The organism is Halobacteriovorax sp. GB3 (assembly GCF_028649655.1).
Classification (GTDB): Bacteria; Bdellovibrionota; Bacteriovoracia; order Bacteriovoracales; family Bacteriovoracaceae; genus BSW11-IV.
The window spans coordinates 417,516-437,937 of record NZ_JAQSLN010000001.1 but is presented as its reverse complement, the minus strand read 5'-3'; the positions used below and the strand labels follow the sequence as shown (position 1 = coordinate 437,937).

The window sequence follows — 20,422 nt, the reverse complement described above, 5'->3', positions numbered from 1 at the left end:
TCAGTAAATCAAATTAATATTCACCTTTACTCTCTTTATTCATCGTTTTATAGAAATACAGCTATCTAGAGGAATTATGGAACAAAACAAAAAGTATTATTATTTAATCAATCTCAGCTACTTTGGAAACGCATACTTTGGTTGGCAAAAGCAAAAGAATTTCCCAACACTCAGTGGCACCATTGAAACAGTCCTTGAAAAGAGATTTGGACCAGGTTCTTTCCATTTACTGGGCGCAAGTAGAACCGATTCAAAAGTTCATGCCTTGGATCAATTTTGTAAATTGCAGTTAAATGAATCAATAGATGAAAGGGAGTTAAAAGACTTTTTGAATAAGAAGCTTCCAAGCGATATTCACATAAAACAAATTATTAAATCAAACGCTCAGTTTCGACTGATTCAATCAGTAAAAAGTAAATGTTATTGCTACTATTTCTCTAACCAACAAAGTGATAATCTCTTCAGCTCCCAGCTTTGTCCAAACTTCAAAGAACAACTTGATATCGAGGCCATGATCGAGGCCCTAGAGCTTTTTAAAGGTGTTCATTCCTTTCACAACTACCAATATAGAAGTCCCATCAAAGGGACAATGGAAAGAGAAATTAAAGCTCTTTCAATCGAGAAAAATCCCCATTTCATCGATGGCCTCTCTATAGAACAGTCCTATCTCATTAAAATTGAGGCCAACGGATTTATGAAACAAATGGTGCGTCTCATTGTCGGAACACTCATTGATCTTGGAAGAGGATTGATTACAAAAGAGCAAATAAGAGAATCTCTTAGCTTAAAATCAAATTTAAAACTTGGTTTTATCGCTCCAGGAAGCGGGCTTTATCTCTGTAGTATTCATTTTAAGAACGAAAACTTGGAAAATATCTTTAAAAGATAGGACAAAAATTCAAGCTTAGCTCAATTTTATCTTTAAAAAAAATGACAACAAATTAAGCTTCCCTAAAGACTATCTATCTAAGTTCTTTAATTATTAAGAATTGCAAACTATCCTTTAAAAACAGGGACATATATCATGTTTATAAAGAACTTAAGTTAGATTTATAATGATACGAAGAAGAGAATGATGCAAATAATTCATAAATGAATTTTATCGCCTATCGGGGAGAAAAATGGACGACCAAGACATTCTTAACGAATTCAAACTAGATGCGTTAGAGATACTCGATGAAATAGAGAGAGTTTGTCTTACCATTTCACCAGAGTCTTTAATCCATTCATTTCAACGAGAACTTCTCAATTGCCTACACAGTCTTAAGGGATCATCGGCCATGTTTGGCTTTTATAAAATTGAGTCCTGGATGCATAAGCTAGAGAGTAGCCTGCGAGACAAAGAGATTGACCAATCTTTAAGCGAGAATGAAATCCAACAATTCTTTTATGTCATTGATCTTTCACGCTCCATCTTAAATGGAAAAGAGAGTGAAAAGACACCCGAAGTAGAGACGTCTATCGATATTATTCCAATGAAAAAATCTGAAGAGCAAAAAGAAAAAATTGTTATTTTAGGAAGTGCTAGTTGGATTGGTAATTACGAAGATCTTTTCGATCCTTATGAGATTGTTAAATGCCAAAATCTAGCAAGTGCTTTTGAACATCTTAAAACAGAAAATACTAAAGGTTTAATTGCAAATCAAGACTTCTGTCGTGGTAATAACTTCTTAAAAATAGAAGAGTACTTTTCAACTTCACACAAGGTACCAACATTACTTCTGGATAAGAATAAAGAGTACTTTAAACTTTTAAAAGATAGCTTTTATAAAAATAGCTCACACTTAACAGAAGAAGAGCTAAAAGAAAATCTGATTAAGTTTCTAGAGACGCTTTAAAACGAGCATTTTACGATGGATATCACCATTTTCATGATATTTTAGAAACTTATCACATTCAAGTTTCTTCGCTTTGAATACTCTTTGACAAGCTTCATTGTAAAAGTCTTGCTCAAACTTATTCAATGCCTGCTTTGAAGATTTCCAAAAAGAGAGATCATCATCAGTAAAATCGACAATATCAACCTTTCCCTCAACCCCCCAAGACTTAAGCATGGGGGCCATTTTACTTTCACCTGTAAAGCTATAAAAAAGGACAAAGAGACCATCTTTTTTTAAGGAATTTAAAATTTTATTCAGGGCCTTTTTTGGATTTCGTAAATGATAAAAAGAATCGATACAATAGATAAAATCGAAACTTTCTTTTTCTAAACGCATCATCTCGATATTTGACTCAACCAAAACAAGTTTGTCACTTTGATCAATAAATATTTTTTCACAAAAATCGAGACCAATAACTCTCTTAAAATATTTTTCTTGTAATGCTTGGGCCATAAGACCTGGACCACAACCAATATCTAGGGCGACTTTATCTTTAGTATTCTCTAGAGATTTAATTTGTGCGATAAATTCTTCGTATTGATTCTTAGAGAGCATATTATAGCAAAAAGAATCTCTGCCATGCACTTTTTCAATATATTTTAAATACGTTTTCGAGCGAAGGGCCTCCTTATAAATAGACTGAAAGGCCTTTCTACCGCTGTTTCTCCAAACAATTGAAGCAAAGAAATTTCTTAGCATACTCTAAACCTCTATCCTTTTTAAATGAACTAAGAACTCGAGATGATTCGTATAAGGAAACATATCGAATGGTCTTGCCCAAATAACTTCATATTTGCTAAGGAGTAAAAGATCTTTATTCAATGTCTCTGGATTACAACTAGAGTAAAAGATTTCATTTGCCTCAAATTCTTCGACTAAGCGACATAATTTTTCACCCAGTCCTCGTCTAGGAGGATTAACAACAAGCGTATCGATTTTAGGTCTCTGCTCTTTTAAAAAATCGTAGGCATCTTTAGCGAGAAAATCAATGTGAGAAAGGTTATTTTTTTTAACAGCATCTTTTGCACATTCAATAGCATCTTTAGAAAGCTCAACTCCAAAAACCTTTTTAGCCTTTTTAGCAAGATGAAAGCTAAAACCTCCCACTCCACAAAAAAGATCCAGAGCGTAGTCGCATTCGCTCATTCGCTCTTGTACAGAAAGATAAAGTTTGGAAGCAACTTCACTTGTTACCTGAAAAAAACTTCTCGTTGAAATCGGAAGTTCAAGATCATTCATTCTATTATTTATTCTCGTAGTATCAGTAAGAAATATCTCCTCTTCCCCTTCTAAAATAGCTTTATGCTCGGGCTGTAGAGAAGCTGAGACGACTTTGAGTTGACTAATATTTTCTTTTAAAAATGGAAGTGCTTTTTTCAAACGATCTAATGATTCTTTTGATCGAACAATGAACTTCAAATATTTCTCATTCGTACTTTCTGATTGATAGAAAATAATATATTTCAACTCACCTTTTTTTAGCTCTACATTATAGGGAGTAAGTTGATATGAACGAACGAGCTCCTTTAAAACGGGATAAATATTATTCATTCCTTGCAAATAGAGCGGGCAATTTTCAAGCGGGCGAACTTTTTTGAAGTTCTCAGGATCAGGAAAGCCAAATCGTGGAAATTCAACGCTTCCACCGACCATGATCTTCGCCTTATTTCTTCCACCTAGCGGTTCTTTGGGATAGAAAACCTCTTCTATTAAATTAGAGTCAATTTCCAAAAGGGAGCGCCAGTGATACACTTTTTCTTTTAAACCTAATTGATACTCCTTACCTATTAACTGGCATGAGCGACAATAACTTTCTTCATAATGATGACAAGAGCTCACTGGGAATCCTTTCGACAATTGAGAAGCCCTTGCTCTAGAACTTCAGAACGGAGGTGTTTACCAATAAAAACAAATTGTGATTTTAAAGGTCTCTCCCCTTCAAATAATTGAATATCAAAAGAGTTATAAACCCCTTGAAAAAGAAGTGAACGATCCTTAGAGACATTAATAATCCCCTTACAACGCAAGAGATTGTCTCCATATTGCATCATTGTGTAATTGAGAAAGAGTTGAAACTTCTCTAAATCAATCTCTCCTTCTATTTCAAAGGAACACGACCCTAAAAACATGATGAGCGAGCTCTTTTTTAAAAACTCGTGCTGTGAGAGAACTTCGGCATTTTCAAGCTCAAAGTCTACATGATGGCCTAGGGCCAGTAGTATCTCGCTAAAATTTTCCGTGTCAACTTGATAAGCTTTAGCGTTAAATTGATAGAGATGATCCAGCTCGACTAATTCATCTTGCGCCTTTTCGGCCGAGTAACTGAAGATCTTTTTTGATTCATCAATATTCGTCTGATGGTTATTCGCTAGAGGAATAAAACAACCCTTCGTATTCTCTTTGAATTCAATTTTTACATCATCACGGCATGAAAGAGCATAGAATGTAGAGAAAGGATAAGTTTCGACTTCTTTGGCCACATGCCATTTGTGATCGAGGTAACTTTGATTAAAATCGAGTCCTTCAATAGAATCAAAGAAATTAGCCTGAGGGTTAATTTGCTTGATAAAATCTTTTGCCTGATTAATATGATGATCCCAGCTTTTAGAAAAATAGATAATATCAGAAAAAGCTAATTGAGATTTAAAAAGATTAGAAAATTCTCCATGTCTATTTTTTAAGAAACTCTCTTTCTCTATAACGCTAATCACTGATGTTAAAAGAAATTTCTCTTTGAAAAAATCACTCGCGAGTAAAGTCTCAACAATAGGACCAGGTTCTGCCACTCCTGTTGCTTCAATAAAAATGTGATTAACATCTTCAATTTTATCAAGGATTCTTTTTAGATTAATTACCAAATCACCTTTAACTGAACAACAAAGGCAACCATCACTAATATCGAAAACAACTTGTTGATCACTTTCTAATATCTTCTCATCAATATTCATTTCACCAAATTCATTTTCGATGATGGCATATTTCTTTGGAAAGGATTGAATAAGTTGATTGATGAGTGTCGTTTTTCCCGATCCTAAAAAACCAACGACAAGAGTAAGTGAAATCATGGAGGACTCTTTTCTTATTTCATAATATTTTATAGTATGAGTCATTATATACAAATTTGGAGCAACAATGAATAAAAAAGACCTGTTAATCGATGGAAAGAAGAGTAATCAAAATTATTTTATCTTGGCCCATGGAGCAGGTGCACCAATGGATAGTGACTGGATGAATCAAATCGTCGAAAAACTTGTCCAAAAGGATATTACAGTTGTTCGCTTTGAATTCCCCTATATGAATGAAAGACGACACAATGGAAAAAAGAGACCGCCTAATACAAAGAAAGTACTTCTCCAGACTTGGATGGATGCTATAACTTTGTTTAAAGACAAAAATCTCTATATTGGAGGGAAGTCCATGGGAGGAAGAATGGCCACCCTTTTGGAAGATCTATCAATGGTAAAAGGAATTATCTGTTTAGGTTTTCCCTTTCATGCTCCAGGCAAAGAACCTAATGATCGCATCGCTCATCTTGAAGATTTTAAAAAGAAAACACTGATACTCCAAGGAACAAGAGATTCTATGGGTAATAAAGAGGAAGTACTCCAATATAACCTATCGAAGAAAATCAAAATTCATTGGCTAGAAGATGGTGATCATAGCTTAAAACCTCGAGTAAAATCTGGCCATACACTTGATCAACATCTAGATGAAGCGGTCAAAGAGATTCAAAAATTTATTAAGTAATTATTTTTTCCAGATCTTATCTAAATACTGGTCTCTCCCAGAATTCCAGCGATAAAACTTATAGCGTACAGGATTTTTAATATAGTAATCTTGATGGTACTTTTCTGCAGGCCAAAATGTTGTTGCCTTTGTAATCTCAGTGACAATTTTCTTTCCAAAGATCTTCTTCTTTTCAAGTTCCTCTTTTGATTTCAAGGCGAGGTCTTTTTGAAAATCATCATGATAAAAAATACCCGTTCTATATTGTGGGCCAATATCGACAAATTGCTGATCCTTAGTCGTTGGATTAATATTGCGCCAAAAGACCTTTAATAGTTCATCGTAAGAAATTTTTTTTGGATCGTAGAGAACTTCTACTGCTTCAGTATGACCACTATGTCCGGCAGAGACGTCGCGATAAGTTGGGTTTTTCATGGTCCCACCAATGTAGCCAGACGTGGTAGAGACAACTCCAGTCAGCTTGTCAAAGGGAGGCTCCATACACCAAAAACAACCACCGGCGAATGTCGCTTTCTTATACTCACTAGCAAAACTTACTTGTGCCATCAAAAAAACAATAAAAATCAAGACCTTACAGAGCATATATTTCCTCACTTTATAATCTGTGAGCCTAATTCATAAATTGTTACACTAAACTTTTTTAAAAAGTGAGTAATTTATAAATTCAGAGATGACCATTTGACTTGAATGGATAAATGAAGAGAAGAAAAGCTCTCTTCTGAAGTGCTCATCTGAAATATCGTAGTGACAGCAAAGATCAATCACAAATTGATCCTCAAGAAGCTCGACCTTTCCATCAAGTAGAACCATATCAAAGACAACTGAAAGATACTTCTCGATATCACTTTGATCTAATTGATAGAGAACCTCTTTGACTTGTTTTTTTATAAGCCCCATCATCTTCTCTTTGAGGGGGTACTCTAAAGCAAAAGTACAAAAAGATAATAATTCATTATAAGTCTTATAATCTCTTTGAACCTCATAAGTACGTGGAAGATATTTTTGAGTTTTTAAAAGAAACTTTGACCAAAGTCTTCTCTTGTCTCCTTCCCCTTCATCAAGAAGAAGTAGAAAATCTCTTGCAGTATTGAAGATATCCTCATTTACAAAGAGCGAGTCTTTAATGATTTGATAGAATTTTGGTAATTCAATTCCTCTTTTTGCAATGAACCTTACCCATAGGAGGGCGTGAAAAACCTCATCATTTCGATCTTTTTTAGAGCATTGCCAAATTGTGTGAACTTTTTTAATTAGAGAGAGTTCTTTTTCGTGTATTTTATCATCGGAAGCTATGATTAATAATCCAAAGTAAAGAGCGTAACTTATCAGCTTTGGCGAGCTTCCATAGAAAATATCTTCAATAGACATGCCACTGTATTGCTTAATGTTTTTTAAATCTTCATGCCCAAGCTGAAATTCCTTTTGAAAAATTTCAAAGAGAGCAACTTCTTTTTTAGAAATTTCCCCATCACAAGTGATCAGGGTTGAGCAGAAGGCCATCACTTTCTCTTGTTCATCTTTTGAAAGTTGATGACGGCCTGTTATATAATGTAAATAATTTAACTGACCTTTAACACTACTTTTAAGAGATTTTAGATGATCACAAAAAAGATATTGGATAACTTCCTTTTCTTTCTTGTCTACTTTTCCCTCCGCAAGTAATGCGGTGGCCATGGCCATGAAAAAGGAAAATTCATCGCTATAATCTTCTCGTACATAGTGAAATTCATTTAAAACATCTTTTTTAATTTCAATCGACTCTTTCTTTGGAATGAGAAGTTTAGATTCAAAGGAATTCACAATAGGAACTCTCCACGTATTATAACTTTTATCCCAAAGAGAAATTTCAAGAATCTCTTTGAAGACGCTATGACAATCGAGATTCGTTTTCTTGGCATACTCCATAACCATAAGAAATGGAATATAGGTGTCGTTCTTATAAGCGTGAAATCTCAAATTCTCACTATGCGACCATGCAATAATGTCGAGTGAGAAGTTTTCAACTTGCTCTCTAAATCTCACATAGTCGGCCTTACCATATTTAAAAATAACTCCACGACCAAGATCAATAGTCATCTTTTTACTTTTTTCAATTAAATAGCGATGTCTTTCTTTAATATCAATTTTAAAGAGATTAAAGGCCATATCCCAAAGTAAAAAACGTATCATTATTTTCTCCGTCTATTTGAATAAACTTTCTTATTCGTCACATAAGCAACACTTGCACCATAAAAGAAAGCACACATAAGAAAATAAACCCAGATGAGTGCTACCATAAAATTATAAAAGTGCCCGTACTCAGAGACGAGATCTTCCTTAAAGTATTTTAAATAAATCCAATAACCAGACTTTCCAACGATAAAGCAAAACATGAAAGTCATAGCGCCATAGAAAGAATCCTTCATCGACACAGCAATAGAAGCACTCCACTTATAAAAGAAAGTGAAAAAAAGGAGAGACATTAAACAAGTGAATACATTTGATTCAATCAGAGGAGCTAAAAAATCTAGGCCAAGACCGGTATCTAAAATATAGTCAATCATAGCATCACGTTGTGAAAGGACAACTAGCGCAACTAGAAAAAGAGCGACAAAGAGTCCTACGATGGCCGATTTTAGATCGTCGCGAATGAGCCCTCCATCGGGATCAACTTTACTGATCGTATTAATTCCAAAAACAAATGTCGTGCTTACACCCATACAGGTCACACATAAAAAGAGGATTTGTATAATTTTGTTCCCCTTAGCGCCTAATTGGGCATCGACGAGATATTCTATATTTCGCAAAATCCACGGATCAATTTTTGGAAAGCTCAAGTTGATACCATTTAAAACGAATTGTCGCGCTAGTGACGAATCGTCAAAAAGTTGTCCTAATAGAGAAATTAAAAGAAGAATGAGTGGACCAAAACTTAATAGAGTGAAGAAAGTCGAAGCACCTGCAACGACTTCACCCTTTCTCTTTTTAAAAAGAAAAAAACCATTTAAGAGCCTGACGGTAGTTGAGCGAAAGAGTTCAAAAGCTGAGTTTTCTACTTTCTCGCCAAATTCATTGAGTTTTGCAATCGACTTCATGCAAGACTTATCGGCAACTTAGCCAACAAGCCTTAATCTTACTCAGAAATTTTTAAAGAGGTTTTGATAAGAGAATCAATGAGTTTTTCATAACTTATCCCTGCATGCCTAGCACTCAAAGAAAATTCATCGAGGCGACCGAGGTTGGGGTTCGCATTAACTTCCAAAATGTAAAAATCCCCTCTCGAGTTCATTCGAAAATCAATTCGAGCATGGCCATAGAGTCCGAGGCTTTTATAGGCCTTCTTACAAATCTGCTTTAATCTGGATTGCTGATTAGCTGTTAACTTTGAGGCCTTTGTTCTTACCCCAAGCCTCTCTCTGTACTTTTCATTAAACTTTGCTCTATTAGAATAGATTTCTTTTTCTGGTTGTTCGCTATTTTCAAAAACGAGCTCCCAAGCTGGAAAGATCTTGATAGAGTTTTGAAACATCATCCCTACAAAGAGCTCTCTTCCTTCAATAAATTCTTCAACTAAGGCATCATCCCCAATGCTTTGATGAATGAAATCCACGCGTGCCAAGAGCTTCTCATAAGAATGAACAAGAGAACTTTGTGAAATTCCTTTTGAAGCTTCTTCATGAAGACACTTAACAATCATAGGATAATTTAAATTCTTAGGTAGAACGTTTAATGTTGACCCCTTTTTAACAACAGTAAAAGAAGGTGTTCGGATTCTGTGATGAGCAAGAATTTTCTTTGTCAGCGACTTATCTCTTCCAATCATAAGCCCTTTTGGGCGACAGCCTGTGTAGGGAATATTCATCATTTCTAGTAGAACTGGAATATGAAAATCGCGATTAACTTCACCCTGAAATTCCTCTAGAAGATTAAAGACAACATCGGGAGAAAACTCTTCAAGCTTTTCCATGAATTCTTTTAAGTTATCATACACACCGAAAAACTCGAACTCATAACCTAGTTCTGATAAGGCCATTTGAATATCATATTCTGTTGCCCATTCTTGAAATTCTAAATCGTTTTCGCTGTATTGTTTTGGTGGAATTAACGTTGGATGAGTGATGATTAAAATTCTTTTCACATAGGAACCTTATAGTGACCTGTTTTTATAAGATGAGTAGCATTTGAGAGCAAATAGTTCTCCATCAACTTAGATGTTTCCCTTTTTGAAGTTCGAAGTTCTAAATTCCAAACCGTACTAATCTCTTCAAACCTTTTCATCAAAGCTTCACTATATATGATAGGGATTCCACTTCTCTTTTCAACCCTTAAAGCAATCTTTTTTCTCTCACTCTTTAAAAAATGAAGTGCCTGAGTATTTTGAGTCGTTTGAGACCTTGAAAATAGTTCTTTGGCAGCTCTTCCCATAACAGTTCTTAAAGAACTACCACGTTCAAAAACTTTCTCTCTAATATAATGTTCAATCGTTCTTCTATCTTTTTTGGCCGAGTCAGTCTGAATGGCGCGCGTGCGTTGAGCTCTTTTTCCTTTAATTTCTTCCATTAAAGTATCCATCGTTTCAAGCTTCATCTTTGCCTTAGACTTATACTTTTTTCTCGTCGTTTTTGTAGAACTCAACCAAATAGCAAATGTCTCAGCAAAGTCCTCATCTGGATGAGACTGAGCGTAGCCACCCCCTAAGTGGTGAACATAATCATAACGAGAAGCTTTGGCAAAGTAGCGACGAGGATATTTTTTAGAACTATCTCCAAAGGCCAAAACCCTTTTCGAGTTTTCCTTAAGTAGAAAAGCATTTTCTAAAGCATGACCAACTTCATGTCTTAGAATTTTTAAAACTTCTTTTTGAGACCCTCCCTCTGCTGCACAAGTATATTTTTTGATGTAGCGAAATAAACTGCGATCATAGAGGTAAAAAGGAATACTGATAGCGATCTGATGATCTAAACAATACCAGTCATCTCCGATATAAGTTTTGATCTCAAAGAGAATTCCTCTTTCTCTTAACTCTTTTTGAACTTGCATGACACACAGGAAGACCCAGTGATCTTTTGGGAAATTAGAGAATGAGCGAATTTGCTTTTGAGCGATTATATCCATGCCAAGAAATCTAACATGGATTCAGATTTTTATGAGAGATATTTTGTAATATCTACAGGAGAACAGAGAGGTTTAACCCGTAGTAGATATCATCAAAGTCTTGCCCGCGATCTTGCTCAATTTGATACTCCTCCTTGGCAACAACAAGCCCAAGCCCAAGCAGTCCAAGCTTATATTCGAACCCGACTCCTAAAAGGTCATGATGGAGGTCAATGTCAGATTCTTCCTCAACCCCTTCCATAAAATCAATAAAATAGCCGATTCTCTCTCGAGAAAAGACCACGTAACTTAAAAGAGGTGCAACAAAGCGGTAGCCAGCTTTAAGGCCCCAGTAAATCGAATAGCCATTCATGACCCATTCTCTTTTCTTTTGCACATTACTAGATGTTTGAATTGAACTTGCCTTAATCTCGCCAGCTGTCACTGAGATTCCAGCGCTGAGACGTAGAGCTAGAGAAAAATTAGAGGCACCAGCGCCTGCATAGGGAGCTCCAAAAAGCTGGATTGTTGAACCAATTGTTATTGGGTAGTCCGGGCCAACCGTCATATCGAGATCCCAAAAGTCAGTGACTCCTTTTGAACCGTAAAAAAGTAAAGAATAGGAATCTTGCTTTCGCGGAGTCTTATCTAATGGGTCTCTTCGCAAGTCTTGGGCAACTTGAAAGCGCTCAACGCTTGATACATCTAAACCTAATTTCATCCTGTCCATTCCAAGAGACTCACTTGTATATTGCATTTGATGGTGAACCTTCGGAGTGGTTGAACACGATTGCAAAATCGAGATGAAGAGAAGCAAGACAACAGTTTTTATTTTCATAGAAAAATAATACGATATCCTCACCCATTATCAAGAAAATTTAGTCATTCTAGTGACTGAAAGTCCCTTTTCCGCTATAAAATGGCACATGACAGTTAATTTAGACTCAATATATTCAAAAAGTTTATCGCAACTTAAAGAGCTTCTTTCTAAAGAAGGTCTAAGAGAGTCTGCTGCTGTCAATATCTATGAAATCCTCTACAAAAAGAGAGATGGCCTTTTTAGTAGAGAGAGAGGTATTTCTAAAGACCTACAATCCTATCTAGAGAGAACTTTTGACTTCACTCTCCCAACGATTGTAACCATTCAAAACGCAGATGATCAAACGACGAAATTCCTTATGGAAATGAGTGATGGAAAAAGAGTTGAGACGGTCCTCATTCCTTTTAATAAAAAGTTTACGGTATGTCTTTCTTCACAAGTTGGATGTGCCATGAAGTGTAGTTTCTGCTTTACAGGTACTCAGGGACTTTCAAGAAATCTTGAAACCAAAGAAATCATAGGTCAATATATTCAAGCTTGGAATTGGCTAAAGGAAAACCATCCCAATAAAGCAGTGAGTCCTAATATTGTTTTCATGGGTCAAGGAGAGCCTCTTCACAATTTTGATGAAGTCAAAAAAACAGTGGAGATCCTTCTCGAGCCAAATGGAGCTCATCTTGGACCTAGACAAATTACTCTTTCAAGTGCAGGTTACTTGCCAGGATTAGAACGCTTTCATGAATTCCCGCGTATTAATTTAGCCCTTTCGCTCCACTCTCCATTTGATAAGATTCGAAATGAGCTCATTCCTCTAAATAAGGCCTATAATTTAGAAAAGCTCTTTGAAGCTCTTGATAAAATACCTCTGCTTAAAAGGCAGTTCATCAACTTTGAGTATCTTCTTATTGATCAATTAAATGACGATGAAAAAAGCATTGAAGAGCTCGGTAAACTTCTCTCCAATAGACGTGCAATCGTTAATATTATTCCATTCAATGAATTTCCGGGATCAATTTATAAAAGACCAAGCCTTAAGAAAGTCGATCTCTTTAAAGAAAAACTCTCTGAATTTGGCATTCACACAATGGTTCGAACAACAAAAGGTGATGATATTTTGGCGGCCTGTGGCCAGTTAAAAGTTGAGCACGATTAATTTGTTACATGAAGCCAATAATTTCCCCATTTAAAATTATTCTCTAGCTCTTTGTCTCTTTCAAATTGTTTAGCATAAATTTGATCAACAATATCTTCTTGGATTTGACTCACTTTACTAAAATCGATTGGCTCATTTGCTTCCTCTTTTCTAGGACATGAAATGAGATCAGATTGCTTTGTACAATTATTTTGAACAAGGTAACGATTGACTCTCTTTTCGAAAGAATTCATTTTACTAACAAGACCAGTAAGTATCTTTTCTACTTTTAACTTATTGTGTCTCTTATTTTTAAGACGGCTCTTGTAGGAATTTGAAATGATATTAAGAAAATTCATCATTCCCACTTCTGGAGTTGGACCATATCTCTTCTCGGATCGAACGAGAAGTTCCATCATTTTTACATCTCCGTACTTTAGGGAATAAGGCATCGATTCTTTAGATGAATAGCTTTCACTCACCTCTTTTAATTCACTCATAACTTCAAGAAGCCTTTGGTTCTTTGAACCTAGTTTCTTATCTATGAACTTCTTATGTAACTTTGGATCTCTTTTTATCAGGAGGTCCTTAATCACCTGTTCAACAGGTCTAGCATCAGCTTCAGAGGACTTTAAGTAAGTCCAGGCCAGTCGGTGTAAAGTAATTTTTCCCTGAGTTTGGATATATTCATTGATGGCATCCTGATTTTTTGGATCATCAAAAAAGTCCTTTAAAATAAGACGACAATTAAGATTTAGATCCTTTGCAATTTGCGTATCGATCGGATCTTCTTTGAAAGAGGCCACTTCAGGAATACTATCAAAGCGTGGTTCTTTACCTGGTTTAACAGGAGAAATCACAGCGACAGGCTGAATTGGGTTCTTGCCTGGTTTCAATGTGCTAGCACCACTTCTAGCAGTAGGAGCTCTCTTAGGAACTAGCTGTACAGGGGCCTCAGGAATTTCGAGATCCTGATCAAATGAAATGAGATCAAATTCATTCTTTTCTTCAGAGTCATTTTGAACAATTGCTTGTTCAATCTCTTGAGCCGGTATCTCAATTGATACAACTGCAGGGACTGGTTGCTTTACAATTGGCTTCTTCTTAACATTAAGTGATGGTATTTCAGCAAGCGGTTGTTTCGGTTTTTTCTTAGGTTTAATAATCTCTTTAACATTAGCTGTCTCAGATTCAGCAGGAACCACAACTTTTGGTGCTTTCGTATTTTTTAATAATAGTTTGGCAGCTTCAATATTAGCTCTTCTACGAGCTTCAAGATCTAATTGTGCTGGCGTCTTAACTTCTTTTTTAGGAGGGTCAACTGGTGGCACTGGTGCAACAATCACTTCAGGTTTTTCAACTTTTACAGGAACAATTGGTTTTACTCTCTTTCTCTCAGGCATTTTTTTTAGAGATACGTCAGGACAGAGAGTCGATAAAATTTCTGGAAAGTCACTTTTCATTAGAGCATCTTCTATTGAAGCACCACTAATCTGACTACTTGGAACATCACACGTTTTAGTCAGATCTCCTTCACATCCACATACGGGATGATCTTCGGAGCAACGAATTTTGTATAAGTGGATATCCTTGGCCTTAACGGAACAATAATTACCTCTCCTATCTTCTAAAAGAATTTCTCTATGTGGATATTCAATTGGAGATTTATGCAAAGTCGCACCGTAATTGATTAGAATATTATTTGGTGCAAACATAGAGAATCCAGCATTGGATCCCGCTTTGAGTTCATGTTGTTTAATGGTGATATCGGTTGTCATCGATTCATCGATACTTCCGTCACTTGAATTGATAAAGAATTCATCACCTGAGGCATGAATAACTTTTATCTTTCCACTTCCTTCATCAAAAAAGACTTGAACTTTATTTTGAACAGGATAGAAGCCATATTCTTTTGCTCCCCCAATTTTCCCATAGTCGAGAAAGACATTCATCTTTCCATCGTTTTTAAATGTTAATGAACGATGATTGGAATTTGTATTGGGAGAGATCGTAAAAAAACACTCCCCATAATCATCTTTTTCACCAATTACAGTGACTCCACCAAGGTCTTTGATTTGACTTAGACCACTCTGATTATCCCCACAATCACTAATTTCACGAAACTCTGCTCGCGCTGTCGTTATGAGAATGAATAGTAAAATGGGTGAAAACACGTATTTCATACCATTCTTGTCGGCTATTCTGAGCGTAAACTTTAACGAGTTAAACCACTAAAATTTCATGAAAATGCTAACCTTTTTACAAACTTTACTGATTTTATTGAACAGAATTCAAGAAAGCAGTAAATAGTTAAAGACTTGGGGGTCAAATGACACAAGAACACTTAAATTTTAGGACATTAGAGGTTTATAACTTCTCTAACTATAGAGAGTTTCTCATTAGTGCCTGTATGCCTAATGGACTCTATAGCCATAGTTCAAATAATCTAGCATCTTGGGCCAAAAGACTTGGTTACAAATCCCCTAGTTCTCTTTCGATGGTCTTAAAAGGACAAAGACATCCAAGTAAAGACATGATGAAAGCGCTCTGTGAGTTACTTGCTCTAGATGAAGAGCAATCTCGCTACTTTGGTCTTCTCGTAGAACTAGAAAAGACCAAAGAAAGATCACTTGATTTCTCTAAAATTCAAGAAGAGATTCATGAAATCCAAAAGAAAAATACTTCTTTTAATATTTCTCTCAAAGAATTCTCATTGATTAGTGAATGGTACTATATTGCAATCAAGCAGCTAATCAATACAGGTGAATTTATTAATGACTTAGTGTGGATTGAAAAGAGACTTAAAAAGAAAGTTTCTAAGGTTCAAATTAAAAAGGCCATTAATGATCTCTTAGAACTTGGGTACATTACCAAAACGGAAGATGGAAATCTTAAAATTAGTGCTCAAAGAATTATCACGACACAAGATGTTCCATCAAAAACAATTCAGATCCATCATAAAGAAATGCTTCTTCAAGCATTAGACTCTCTCGATGAAGAGTCGTGCAATAGAAGGCAATTTTCATCTTTAACTCTTTGCTTTGATGAAGAAAGAGCGAAGGAAGCAAAAGATGAAATCCATGCATTCATTAAAGAATTTAATAATAAATTTGCAAGTGGTGAAAATAGAAATGAGGTTTATCAACTAGGATTTCAATTTTTTCCACACACTAAACCCATTTTAAAACACTAGGTCGTCACTTGAAAAAAATAATCATTTTTCTCCTATTCTCAAGTCTACAATTTTCAATCTTTGCCAATGAAGATCTTAATGACTCTCATCAAAATAAAGAGTTGGATGTCACCTCAAAGATTAAAGAACTTAAAGAGAGATTAGATCCAATGAAAAGGATTGGGCTTAACCTCGCTTTTCAAAAAGAAATCTACCAACTTGAAGAAGTCATGGCAAAAAGTGGTGATGGTGATGTCGTTGGTAATGGCGGTGGAATTGTCGAAATGATGTTTCACTCTGCTTATAATAACCTTCCTTACCTCTTAGAAGTTTGTATTCAACAAGAAAATTGTAATATTTCAAAACAAGAAAAAGAAATTCTCAAAGAGATGAGTGAGGTTATCGAAATCAATATCAATAAAAGTGATAAGTTTGCTTTTATAGATGAGAAGTACTCTGGTTTTTTCTATGAAGGCCCATCAAATACTCCAAGAGTAGCCAGAACTGGCTTTACAGATGAATTTCCAATCTATGTTAATATTGCTCAACTCTATAATATGCTCGATCTAGTTAATATGAATTATATTACGGCCCTTATTGTTCATGAAGTAGGTCACCAAATAGGAATTGAAGATCATGACTTTCTTCATCACCTAGGATTAAAAGTCGCGGCGATGGCAAGACTAGATTTCAAGTCTCATAGCTTTGATATTCCTGGACAAAGTAATTACCAACTTAAAGTAACGCAATCAGAAGGCCATCTAAAAAGTGATACCTTTATTTACCTGAAACAAAGAAAACACAATTTCAACATCTCTGAAGCGATATTGAGTGAATTTTCTTGCCCAAAGAACTACCGTGATATTCAAAAAATTAATATTACAAATGTACGCCAAACCTCTTCAGCGATCTTTCTTAAAGACTTCATCTCCGAACTTGAAATTGAAGTTCATATGGAATGTTTCGATTCTTTGGAGGGAATGAGCTATAGTGCCAAGAAAGCTGAATCATTCCAATTTGTCTTTTGGAACCAAGAGAATAATGAAAAACTCTTCAAATTTGCCAAGCGCATACCTTCTAAAAACTAATAACTGTAATATTAGTACTCTTTATCTCTAAAATAGATTTAATCTAAACACTTTCCTTCACAGTCGTGATTCTGTTATCCTAATAGATGAAGGAGAATTTATGCATAAATTGAAACTTATAAGTTTTGAACTTTGTCCCTATGTTCAAAGGTCAACAATCACACTACTTTTTAAAAACATCCACCACGAAGTTGAATATATTGATCTTCAAAATAAACCGCAATGGTTTTTAAAGCTTTCGCCAACAGGAAAAGTTCCAGTACTTTGTATTGATAATGACGTCCTCTTTGAGTCATCAGTTATTAATGAATATATCGACGATATAACTGGCTCAAACCTTCTTCCCCAAGATGCCTTTAAAAGAGCAAAGGCCAGATCTTGGATAGAATACAACGGAGACTTAACAGGACTTTGTTTTCAAATCATGATGGCAAAAAGTGAAAAAGAAGTACAAGAAAAGACTCATCAATTAAAGTCTAAACTTTCATGGCTTGAAATGGCGGCTAACTCTAGAGAAACATTTTTAGAAGATGGATTTTCTCTCGTGGATTCTTCACTCATTCCCCTTCTTCAGAGAATTCATTTTTTAGACAACACTTACTCTACTGATATTCTCAGACATTATCCGAAGCTCAATGACATCTACACTTACCAAAAAGAAAAGCCTTATGTGCTTAAAAGCAACCCTGAACAATTTGAGCAAAAGATGAAAAGCTATATCGATAGGGCCTCTGTCTACTTTTCGAAAAACTAGTTTAGTGACGTCTCATTGACACCTTTCATTAAATTGTAGAGACTATTTCTAACAAAAAATGAAGGAGAAATTATGAGACGTCTGTTACTCATCGCACTTTTTATTAGTCCATTAGCTCAAGCTGAATTTCATAATGAAGCTGAAGTAGGACTTGTTAATACAAGTGGTAATTCACAACTTGAAACATACAATCTTATTTCTAAGAACTCTTATGAGAAGAATCTACATAAGATTAAATTTGGAGGACACTACACTTACGGGACTTCTGAAGGTGTTTTAAGTTCAAGAAATTGGGATATTCATACAAATTATGTCTATCGTTTCTCTAAAAGGGTTGGTCTTCTTCTCGGAGAAATTATTGAAGGTGATAAATTCGCTGGTATAGAAACAAGCTACAACACAGATGTCGGTTCGAATATTATTTTACACAAATCAGACAAACATTCTGTTGAATCAGAAGTTGCCTATCGATATACTGTTGAAAAACGCTTTGAACAAGCTAAAGAATATTTCAACAAGGCCCTCTTACAAGCTTCTTATAAATTTGATTATAATAAGACGACTTCATTTGAAACGAAGGTCGAATATGTTCCAAACTTTGATGAAAGCAAAGACTGGCAACTCAATGTCCTCTCTAGTTTTAGAAATACAATCAACTCGATGTTTTCTCTAAAAGTTACATACGAATGGAAAAAAGATAATCTTCCAACAGAAGGTGCAACAGCTTACGACAGAAAGATAACGACAAGCCTTATTGCAACTTTCTAAAAGAATCCTTCGTAAATTCCAAGACCACCTAAAATAATCAAGATGAGGCTCAGCACTTTTGCAATATGGGCCTCAATTTTTTTAATCTTCCCAATCACTTCTTTCCGACTAACAAAAAGTACAAATACTGACCAAAGAACCAAGGCTTCAAGCAATAGAAGTCCCGAGTAGAAAAAAAGAGTCTTCGTCTCTAGTCCATCTCCTGCAAGCGCTGTAAAAACACTAAGCACAAACATCGTGGCCTTTGGATTGAGAACATTACAAACAAAGCCTTGTGTGAAGGCCTTCATATAACTAATCTGATTTTTTTCTTCAATTTGACCGTTCTGTGACACTTTGGCGAGAAGACCTGATATACCAAGATAAATAAGGTAGAGGCATCCTATGACTTTGATGGCCAAAAATAAAGATTCATTAACTTTGAGTAAGCTAGCAAGACCTAAAGAGCACAAGGAAAAATGAATTGATAATCCGGCAACGATTCCAAGTACTGTAACAAGAGAGCGTCCCTTTCCCTGAGAAAGAACATTTCTAAGAAGAAGCGCCATATCTGGACCAGGACTGAATTGAGCAAGGGCCATTACACCTAACAAACTAAAAATATTCATAGAACCTTCTATACCTTATAATAAATGAAATCTAATTATGATGTGAATCATAGTATCAAACACTAATCGACATTATAAAGTTTCTTATAAAATATAAAAGGAAAACAAATGAAGAAATTATCAGATCAAAAGGAATTGCACGGTATTATTCCAAATGATGCCAGAATTTTTGTTCAAGGAGGAGCTGCAACACCAACTGAACTGCTTGACTCTCTCGTTGGTATTGAAAAACAAATAGAGCTTATACATATCCACACAGAAAATGACTATCGTGAACTCGCTCAAGACCTAGGAGAAAACCTTCGTATAACAAGTTTGTTCTGTGGATCAAATGTAAGAAGACTTCTTAACTATGATAACATCGACTACTCTCCTTGCTTTCTCTCTGAGGGAAGTTATATTTTAAAAAATAGTGAAAAGTCCGTCGATATAGCTTTTATTCAAGTATCTTCTCCTGACCGCCATGGATATTGTTCTCTTGGTGTCAGTGTAGACATTACCCTAGGGGCATTAAAAGCAGCTAAAAAGGTTGTCGCTCTTATCAATAAGCAAATGCCTAGAGTTCACGGAGATGGATTTATTCATACTTCTCAAATTGATTTCTATACAGAGATTGATCGTCCAATTCAAGAAGTTCTCTGCACAGGACTGAGTGAAACGGAATTGGCCATTGGAAAACGTGTCGCTGAGATTGTTGAAGATGGCTCGACAATTCAAGTAGGAATTGGAAATGTACCGAACGCAGTTTGCCACTTTCTTAAAGATCACAAAGATTTAGGTGTTCATTCAGAAATGTGGTCTGATGGTATTTTAGAACTACTAAAATCTGGTGCTGTCACAAATTCAAAAAAGAAAGTCTATCCAGGAAAAACGGTATCGGGCTTTGTTATGGGCTCTAAAGAGCTTTATGATTTTATCGACGACAATCCATCTATCATTCAGCTTTCAGCATCTTTTGTTAACGATCCTGCAATCATTAAGAAAAATCCTAAAGTCGTTGCGATTAACTCAGCTGTTGAAATCGATCTGACTGGTCAAATTTGCGCTGACAGTGTTGGATCGAGAATCATTTCTGGAGTTGGTGGACAGATGGACTTCATGAGAGGAGCTTTTCTTTCTGAAGGAGGTAAACCAATCACAGTTATCACATCTAAATCAGTAAAAGGATTTTCAAAAATCGTTCCAAAACTCAGACAAGGAGCTGGCGTTGTCACTACTCGCGCCCATGCTCACTACATTGTTACTGAATATGGTGTCGCTGATCTCTTTGGAAAAACTCTCAATCAAAGAGCAAAAGAGCTTATAAAAATCTCTCACCCTGACGATCGAGAGGAACTCGATCGTGCATGGTTTGATATAAAAAAATCAATTATCTCTTAA

The 20,422-nt window shown here is 35.5% G+C and carries 20 protein-coding genes; 9 read left to right on the top strand and 11 right to left on the bottom strand.

Annotation, left to right across the window (positions count from 1 at the left end):
* Positions 1 to 76 precede the first annotated feature (76 nt).
* Positions 77 to 889, top strand: coding sequence for a tRNA pseudouridine(38-40) synthase TruA (truA, locus tag HBN50_RS02150; RefSeq protein WP_273867547.1), 813 nt, complete (start codon positions 77 to 79; stop codon positions 887 to 889).
* A 232-nt stretch (positions 890 to 1,121) separates the two neighbouring features.
* Complete coding sequence (locus HBN50_RS02145; RefSeq protein ID WP_273867545.1) at positions 1,122 to 1,838, top strand: Hpt domain-containing protein; 717 nt, start codon at positions 1,122 to 1,124, stop codon at positions 1,836 to 1,838.
* On the opposite strand, the gene HBN50_RS02140 is transcribed toward HBN50_RS02145, so the two are convergent.
* Genes HBN50_RS02140 through HBN50_RS02130 form a run of 3 tightly spaced genes read right to left on the bottom strand, consistent with a single transcriptional unit; the run spans position 1,824 to position 4,945 of the window.
* Entirely contained in the window at positions 1,824 to 2,579 is a 756-nt protein-coding gene (locus tag HBN50_RS02140) for a class I SAM-dependent methyltransferase (protein ID WP_273867543.1), read from the bottom strand. The genes HBN50_RS02145 and HBN50_RS02140 overlap by 15 nt on opposite strands.
* A gap of 3 nt (positions 2,580 to 2,582) precedes the next feature.
* The gene (gene rlmD, locus HBN50_RS02135) at positions 2,583 to 3,719 is read right to left on the bottom strand and encodes a 23S rRNA (uracil(1939)-C(5))-methyltransferase RlmD (protein WP_273867541.1); all 1,137 of its coding nucleotides are present in this window, start codon (positions 3,717 to 3,719) and stop codon (positions 2,583 to 2,585) included.
* A complete protein-coding gene (locus HBN50_RS02130) occupies positions 3,716 to 4,945 on the bottom strand; it encodes a CobW family GTP-binding protein (RefSeq protein WP_273867538.1) in 1,230 nt (409 codons plus the stop codon). The genes rlmD and HBN50_RS02130 overlap by 4 nt, the downstream gene beginning before the upstream one ends.
* Positions 4,946 to 5,012: 67 nt before the next feature.
* On the opposite strand from HBN50_RS02130, the gene HBN50_RS02125 reads away from it, so the two are divergent.
* A complete protein-coding gene (locus HBN50_RS02125; protein WP_273867535.1) occupies positions 5,013 to 5,627 on the top strand; it encodes an alpha/beta family hydrolase in 615 nt (204 codons plus the stop codon).
* Here the strand turns inward: HBN50_RS02125 and msrA are convergent, their stop codons facing one another.
* The 6 genes from msrA to HBN50_RS02095 form a co-directional block, all read right to left on the bottom strand.
* On the bottom strand, positions 5,628 to 6,173 hold the full coding sequence (gene msrA, locus HBN50_RS02120; RefSeq protein WP_273867534.1) for a peptide-methionine (S)-S-oxide reductase MsrA: 546 nt from the start codon (positions 6,171 to 6,173) through the stop codon (positions 5,628 to 5,630).
* A gap of 84 nt (positions 6,174 to 6,257) precedes the next feature.
* Entirely contained in the window at positions 6,258 to 7,796 is a 1,539-nt protein-coding gene (locus tag HBN50_RS02115; RefSeq protein WP_273867533.1) for a hypothetical protein, read from the bottom strand.
* Positions 7,796 to 8,701: a YihY/virulence factor BrkB family protein gene (locus HBN50_RS02110; protein WP_273867531.1), complete on the bottom strand. Its 906-nt coding sequence runs from the start codon at positions 8,699 to 8,701 to the stop codon at positions 7,796 to 7,798. The genes HBN50_RS02115 and HBN50_RS02110 overlap by 1 nt, the downstream gene beginning before the upstream one ends.
* A gap of 38 nt (positions 8,702 to 8,739) precedes the next feature.
* Entirely contained in the window at positions 8,740 to 9,744 is a 1,005-nt protein-coding gene (locus HBN50_RS02105; protein WP_273867529.1) for a D-alanine--D-alanine ligase family protein, read from the bottom strand.
* On the bottom strand, positions 9,741 to 10,721 hold the full coding sequence (locus tag HBN50_RS02100; RefSeq protein ID WP_273867525.1) for a putative zinc-binding metallopeptidase: 981 nt from the start codon (positions 10,719 to 10,721) through the stop codon (positions 9,741 to 9,743). Before HBN50_RS02100 ends, HBN50_RS02105 begins: the two co-directional genes overlap by 4 nt.
* A gap of 52 nt (positions 10,722 to 10,773) precedes the next feature.
* Positions 10,774 to 11,538, bottom strand: coding sequence for a hypothetical protein (locus HBN50_RS02095; protein WP_273867523.1), 765 nt, complete (start codon positions 11,536 to 11,538; stop codon positions 10,774 to 10,776).
* 88 nt (positions 11,539 to 11,626) lie between these two features.
* On the opposite strand from HBN50_RS02095, the gene rlmN reads away from it, so the two are divergent.
* A complete protein-coding gene (gene rlmN, locus HBN50_RS02090; protein WP_273867522.1) occupies positions 11,627 to 12,673 on the top strand; it encodes a 23S rRNA (adenine(2503)-C(2))-methyltransferase RlmN in 1,047 nt (348 codons plus the stop codon).
* On the opposite strand, the gene HBN50_RS02085 is transcribed toward rlmN, so the two are convergent.
* Positions 12,670 to 14,835 carry a hypothetical protein gene (locus tag HBN50_RS02085; RefSeq protein WP_273867521.1) on the bottom strand — a complete coding sequence of 722 codons (2,166 nt, stop codon included), beginning with the start codon at positions 14,833 to 14,835 and terminating at the stop codon, positions 12,670 to 12,672. The two genes, rlmN and HBN50_RS02085, sit on opposite strands and share 4 nt — an antisense overlap.
* Positions 14,836 to 14,981: 146 nt before the next feature.
* On the opposite strand from HBN50_RS02085, the gene HBN50_RS02080 reads away from it, so the two are divergent.
* The 4 genes from HBN50_RS02080 to HBN50_RS02065 all read left to right on the top strand — a co-directional run bounded on the left by HBN50_RS02080 (position 14,982) and on the right by HBN50_RS02065 (position 18,434).
* Positions 14,982 to 15,845 (top strand): DUF4423 domain-containing protein, encoded by an 864-nt coding sequence (locus tag HBN50_RS02080; protein WP_273867519.1) that lies wholly within the window; start codon positions 14,982 to 14,984, stop codon positions 15,843 to 15,845.
* 8 nt (positions 15,846 to 15,853) lie between these two features.
* The gene (locus HBN50_RS02075; RefSeq protein ID WP_273867518.1) at positions 15,854 to 16,912 is read left to right on the top strand and encodes a hypothetical protein; all 1,059 of its coding nucleotides are present in this window, start codon (positions 15,854 to 15,856) and stop codon (positions 16,910 to 16,912) included.
* Positions 16,913 to 17,012: 100 nt separating this feature from the next.
* On the top strand, positions 17,013 to 17,666 hold the full coding sequence (locus tag HBN50_RS02070) for a glutathione S-transferase family protein (RefSeq protein WP_273867516.1): 654 nt from the start codon (positions 17,013 to 17,015) through the stop codon (positions 17,664 to 17,666).
* A gap of 72 nt (positions 17,667 to 17,738) precedes the next feature.
* Complete coding sequence (locus tag HBN50_RS02065) at positions 17,739 to 18,434, top strand: DUF481 domain-containing protein (RefSeq protein ID WP_273867515.1); 696 nt, start codon at positions 17,739 to 17,741, stop codon at positions 18,432 to 18,434.
* Here the strand turns inward: HBN50_RS02065 and HBN50_RS02060 are convergent.
* Positions 18,431 to 19,042 carry a LysE family translocator gene (locus HBN50_RS02060; protein ID WP_273867514.1) on the bottom strand — a complete coding sequence of 204 codons (612 nt, stop codon included), beginning with the start codon at positions 19,040 to 19,042 and terminating at the stop codon, positions 18,431 to 18,433. The genes HBN50_RS02065 and HBN50_RS02060 overlap by 4 nt on opposite strands.
* A 108-nt stretch (positions 19,043 to 19,150) precedes the next feature.
* On the opposite strand from HBN50_RS02060, the gene HBN50_RS02055 reads away from it, so the two are divergent.
* Positions 19,151 to 20,422, top strand: a complete 1,272-nt coding sequence (locus tag HBN50_RS02055) for an acetyl-CoA hydrolase/transferase family protein (protein WP_273867512.1) — start codon at positions 19,151 to 19,153, stop codon at positions 20,420 to 20,422.

Excerpts from the sequence above, each read along its gene's own strand:
- truA (WP_273867547.1), top strand. The coding sequence starts at position 77 with ATGGAACAAAACAAAAAGTATTATTATTTAATCAATCTCAGCTACTTT.
- HBN50_RS02145 (WP_273867545.1), top strand. The coding sequence starts at position 1,122 with ATGGACGACCAAGACATTCTTAACGAATTCAAACTAGATGCGTTAGAG.
- HBN50_RS02140 (WP_273867543.1), bottom strand. The coding sequence starts at position 2,579 with ATGCTAAGAAATTTCTTTGCTTCAATTGTTTGGAGAAACAGCGGTAGA.
- HBN50_RS02130 (WP_273867538.1), bottom strand. The coding sequence starts at position 4,945 with ATGATTTCACTTACTCTTGTCGTTGGTTTTTTAGGATCGGGAAAAACG.
- HBN50_RS02125 (WP_273867535.1), top strand. The coding sequence starts at position 5,013 with ATGAATAAAAAAGACCTGTTAATCGATGGAAAGAAGAGTAATCAAAAT.
- msrA (WP_273867534.1), bottom strand. The coding sequence starts at position 6,173 with ATGGCACAAGTAAGTTTTGCTAGTGAGTATAAGAAAGCGACATTCGCC.
- HBN50_RS02115 (WP_273867533.1), bottom strand. The coding sequence starts at position 7,796 with ATGATACGTTTTTTACTTTGGGATATGGCCTTTAATCTCTTTAAAATT.
- HBN50_RS02110 (WP_273867531.1), bottom strand. The coding sequence starts at position 8,701 with ATGAAGTCGATTGCAAAACTCAATGAATTTGGCGAGAAAGTAGAAAAC.
- HBN50_RS02100 (WP_273867525.1), bottom strand. The coding sequence starts at position 10,721 with ATGGATATAATCGCTCAAAAGCAAATTCGCTCATTCTCTAATTTCCCA.
- HBN50_RS02095 (WP_273867523.1), bottom strand. The coding sequence starts at position 11,538 with ATGAAAATAAAAACTGTTGTCTTGCTTCTCTTCATCTCGATTTTGCAA.
- rlmN (WP_273867522.1), top strand. The coding sequence starts at position 11,627 with ATGACAGTTAATTTAGACTCAATATATTCAAAAAGTTTATCGCAACTT.
- HBN50_RS02085 (WP_273867521.1), bottom strand. The coding sequence starts at position 14,835 with ATGAAATACGTGTTTTCACCCATTTTACTATTCATTCTCATAACGACA.
- HBN50_RS02080 (WP_273867519.1), top strand. The coding sequence starts at position 14,982 with ATGACACAAGAACACTTAAATTTTAGGACATTAGAGGTTTATAACTTC.
- HBN50_RS02070 (WP_273867516.1), top strand. The coding sequence starts at position 17,013 with ATGCATAAATTGAAACTTATAAGTTTTGAACTTTGTCCCTATGTTCAA.
- HBN50_RS02065 (WP_273867515.1), top strand. The coding sequence starts at position 17,739 with ATGAGACGTCTGTTACTCATCGCACTTTTTATTAGTCCATTAGCTCAA.
- HBN50_RS02060 (WP_273867514.1), bottom strand. The coding sequence starts at position 19,042 with ATGAATATTTTTAGTTTGTTAGGTGTAATGGCCCTTGCTCAATTCAGT.
- HBN50_RS02055 (WP_273867512.1), top strand. The coding sequence starts at position 19,151 with ATGAAGAAATTATCAGATCAAAAGGAATTGCACGGTATTATTCCAAAT.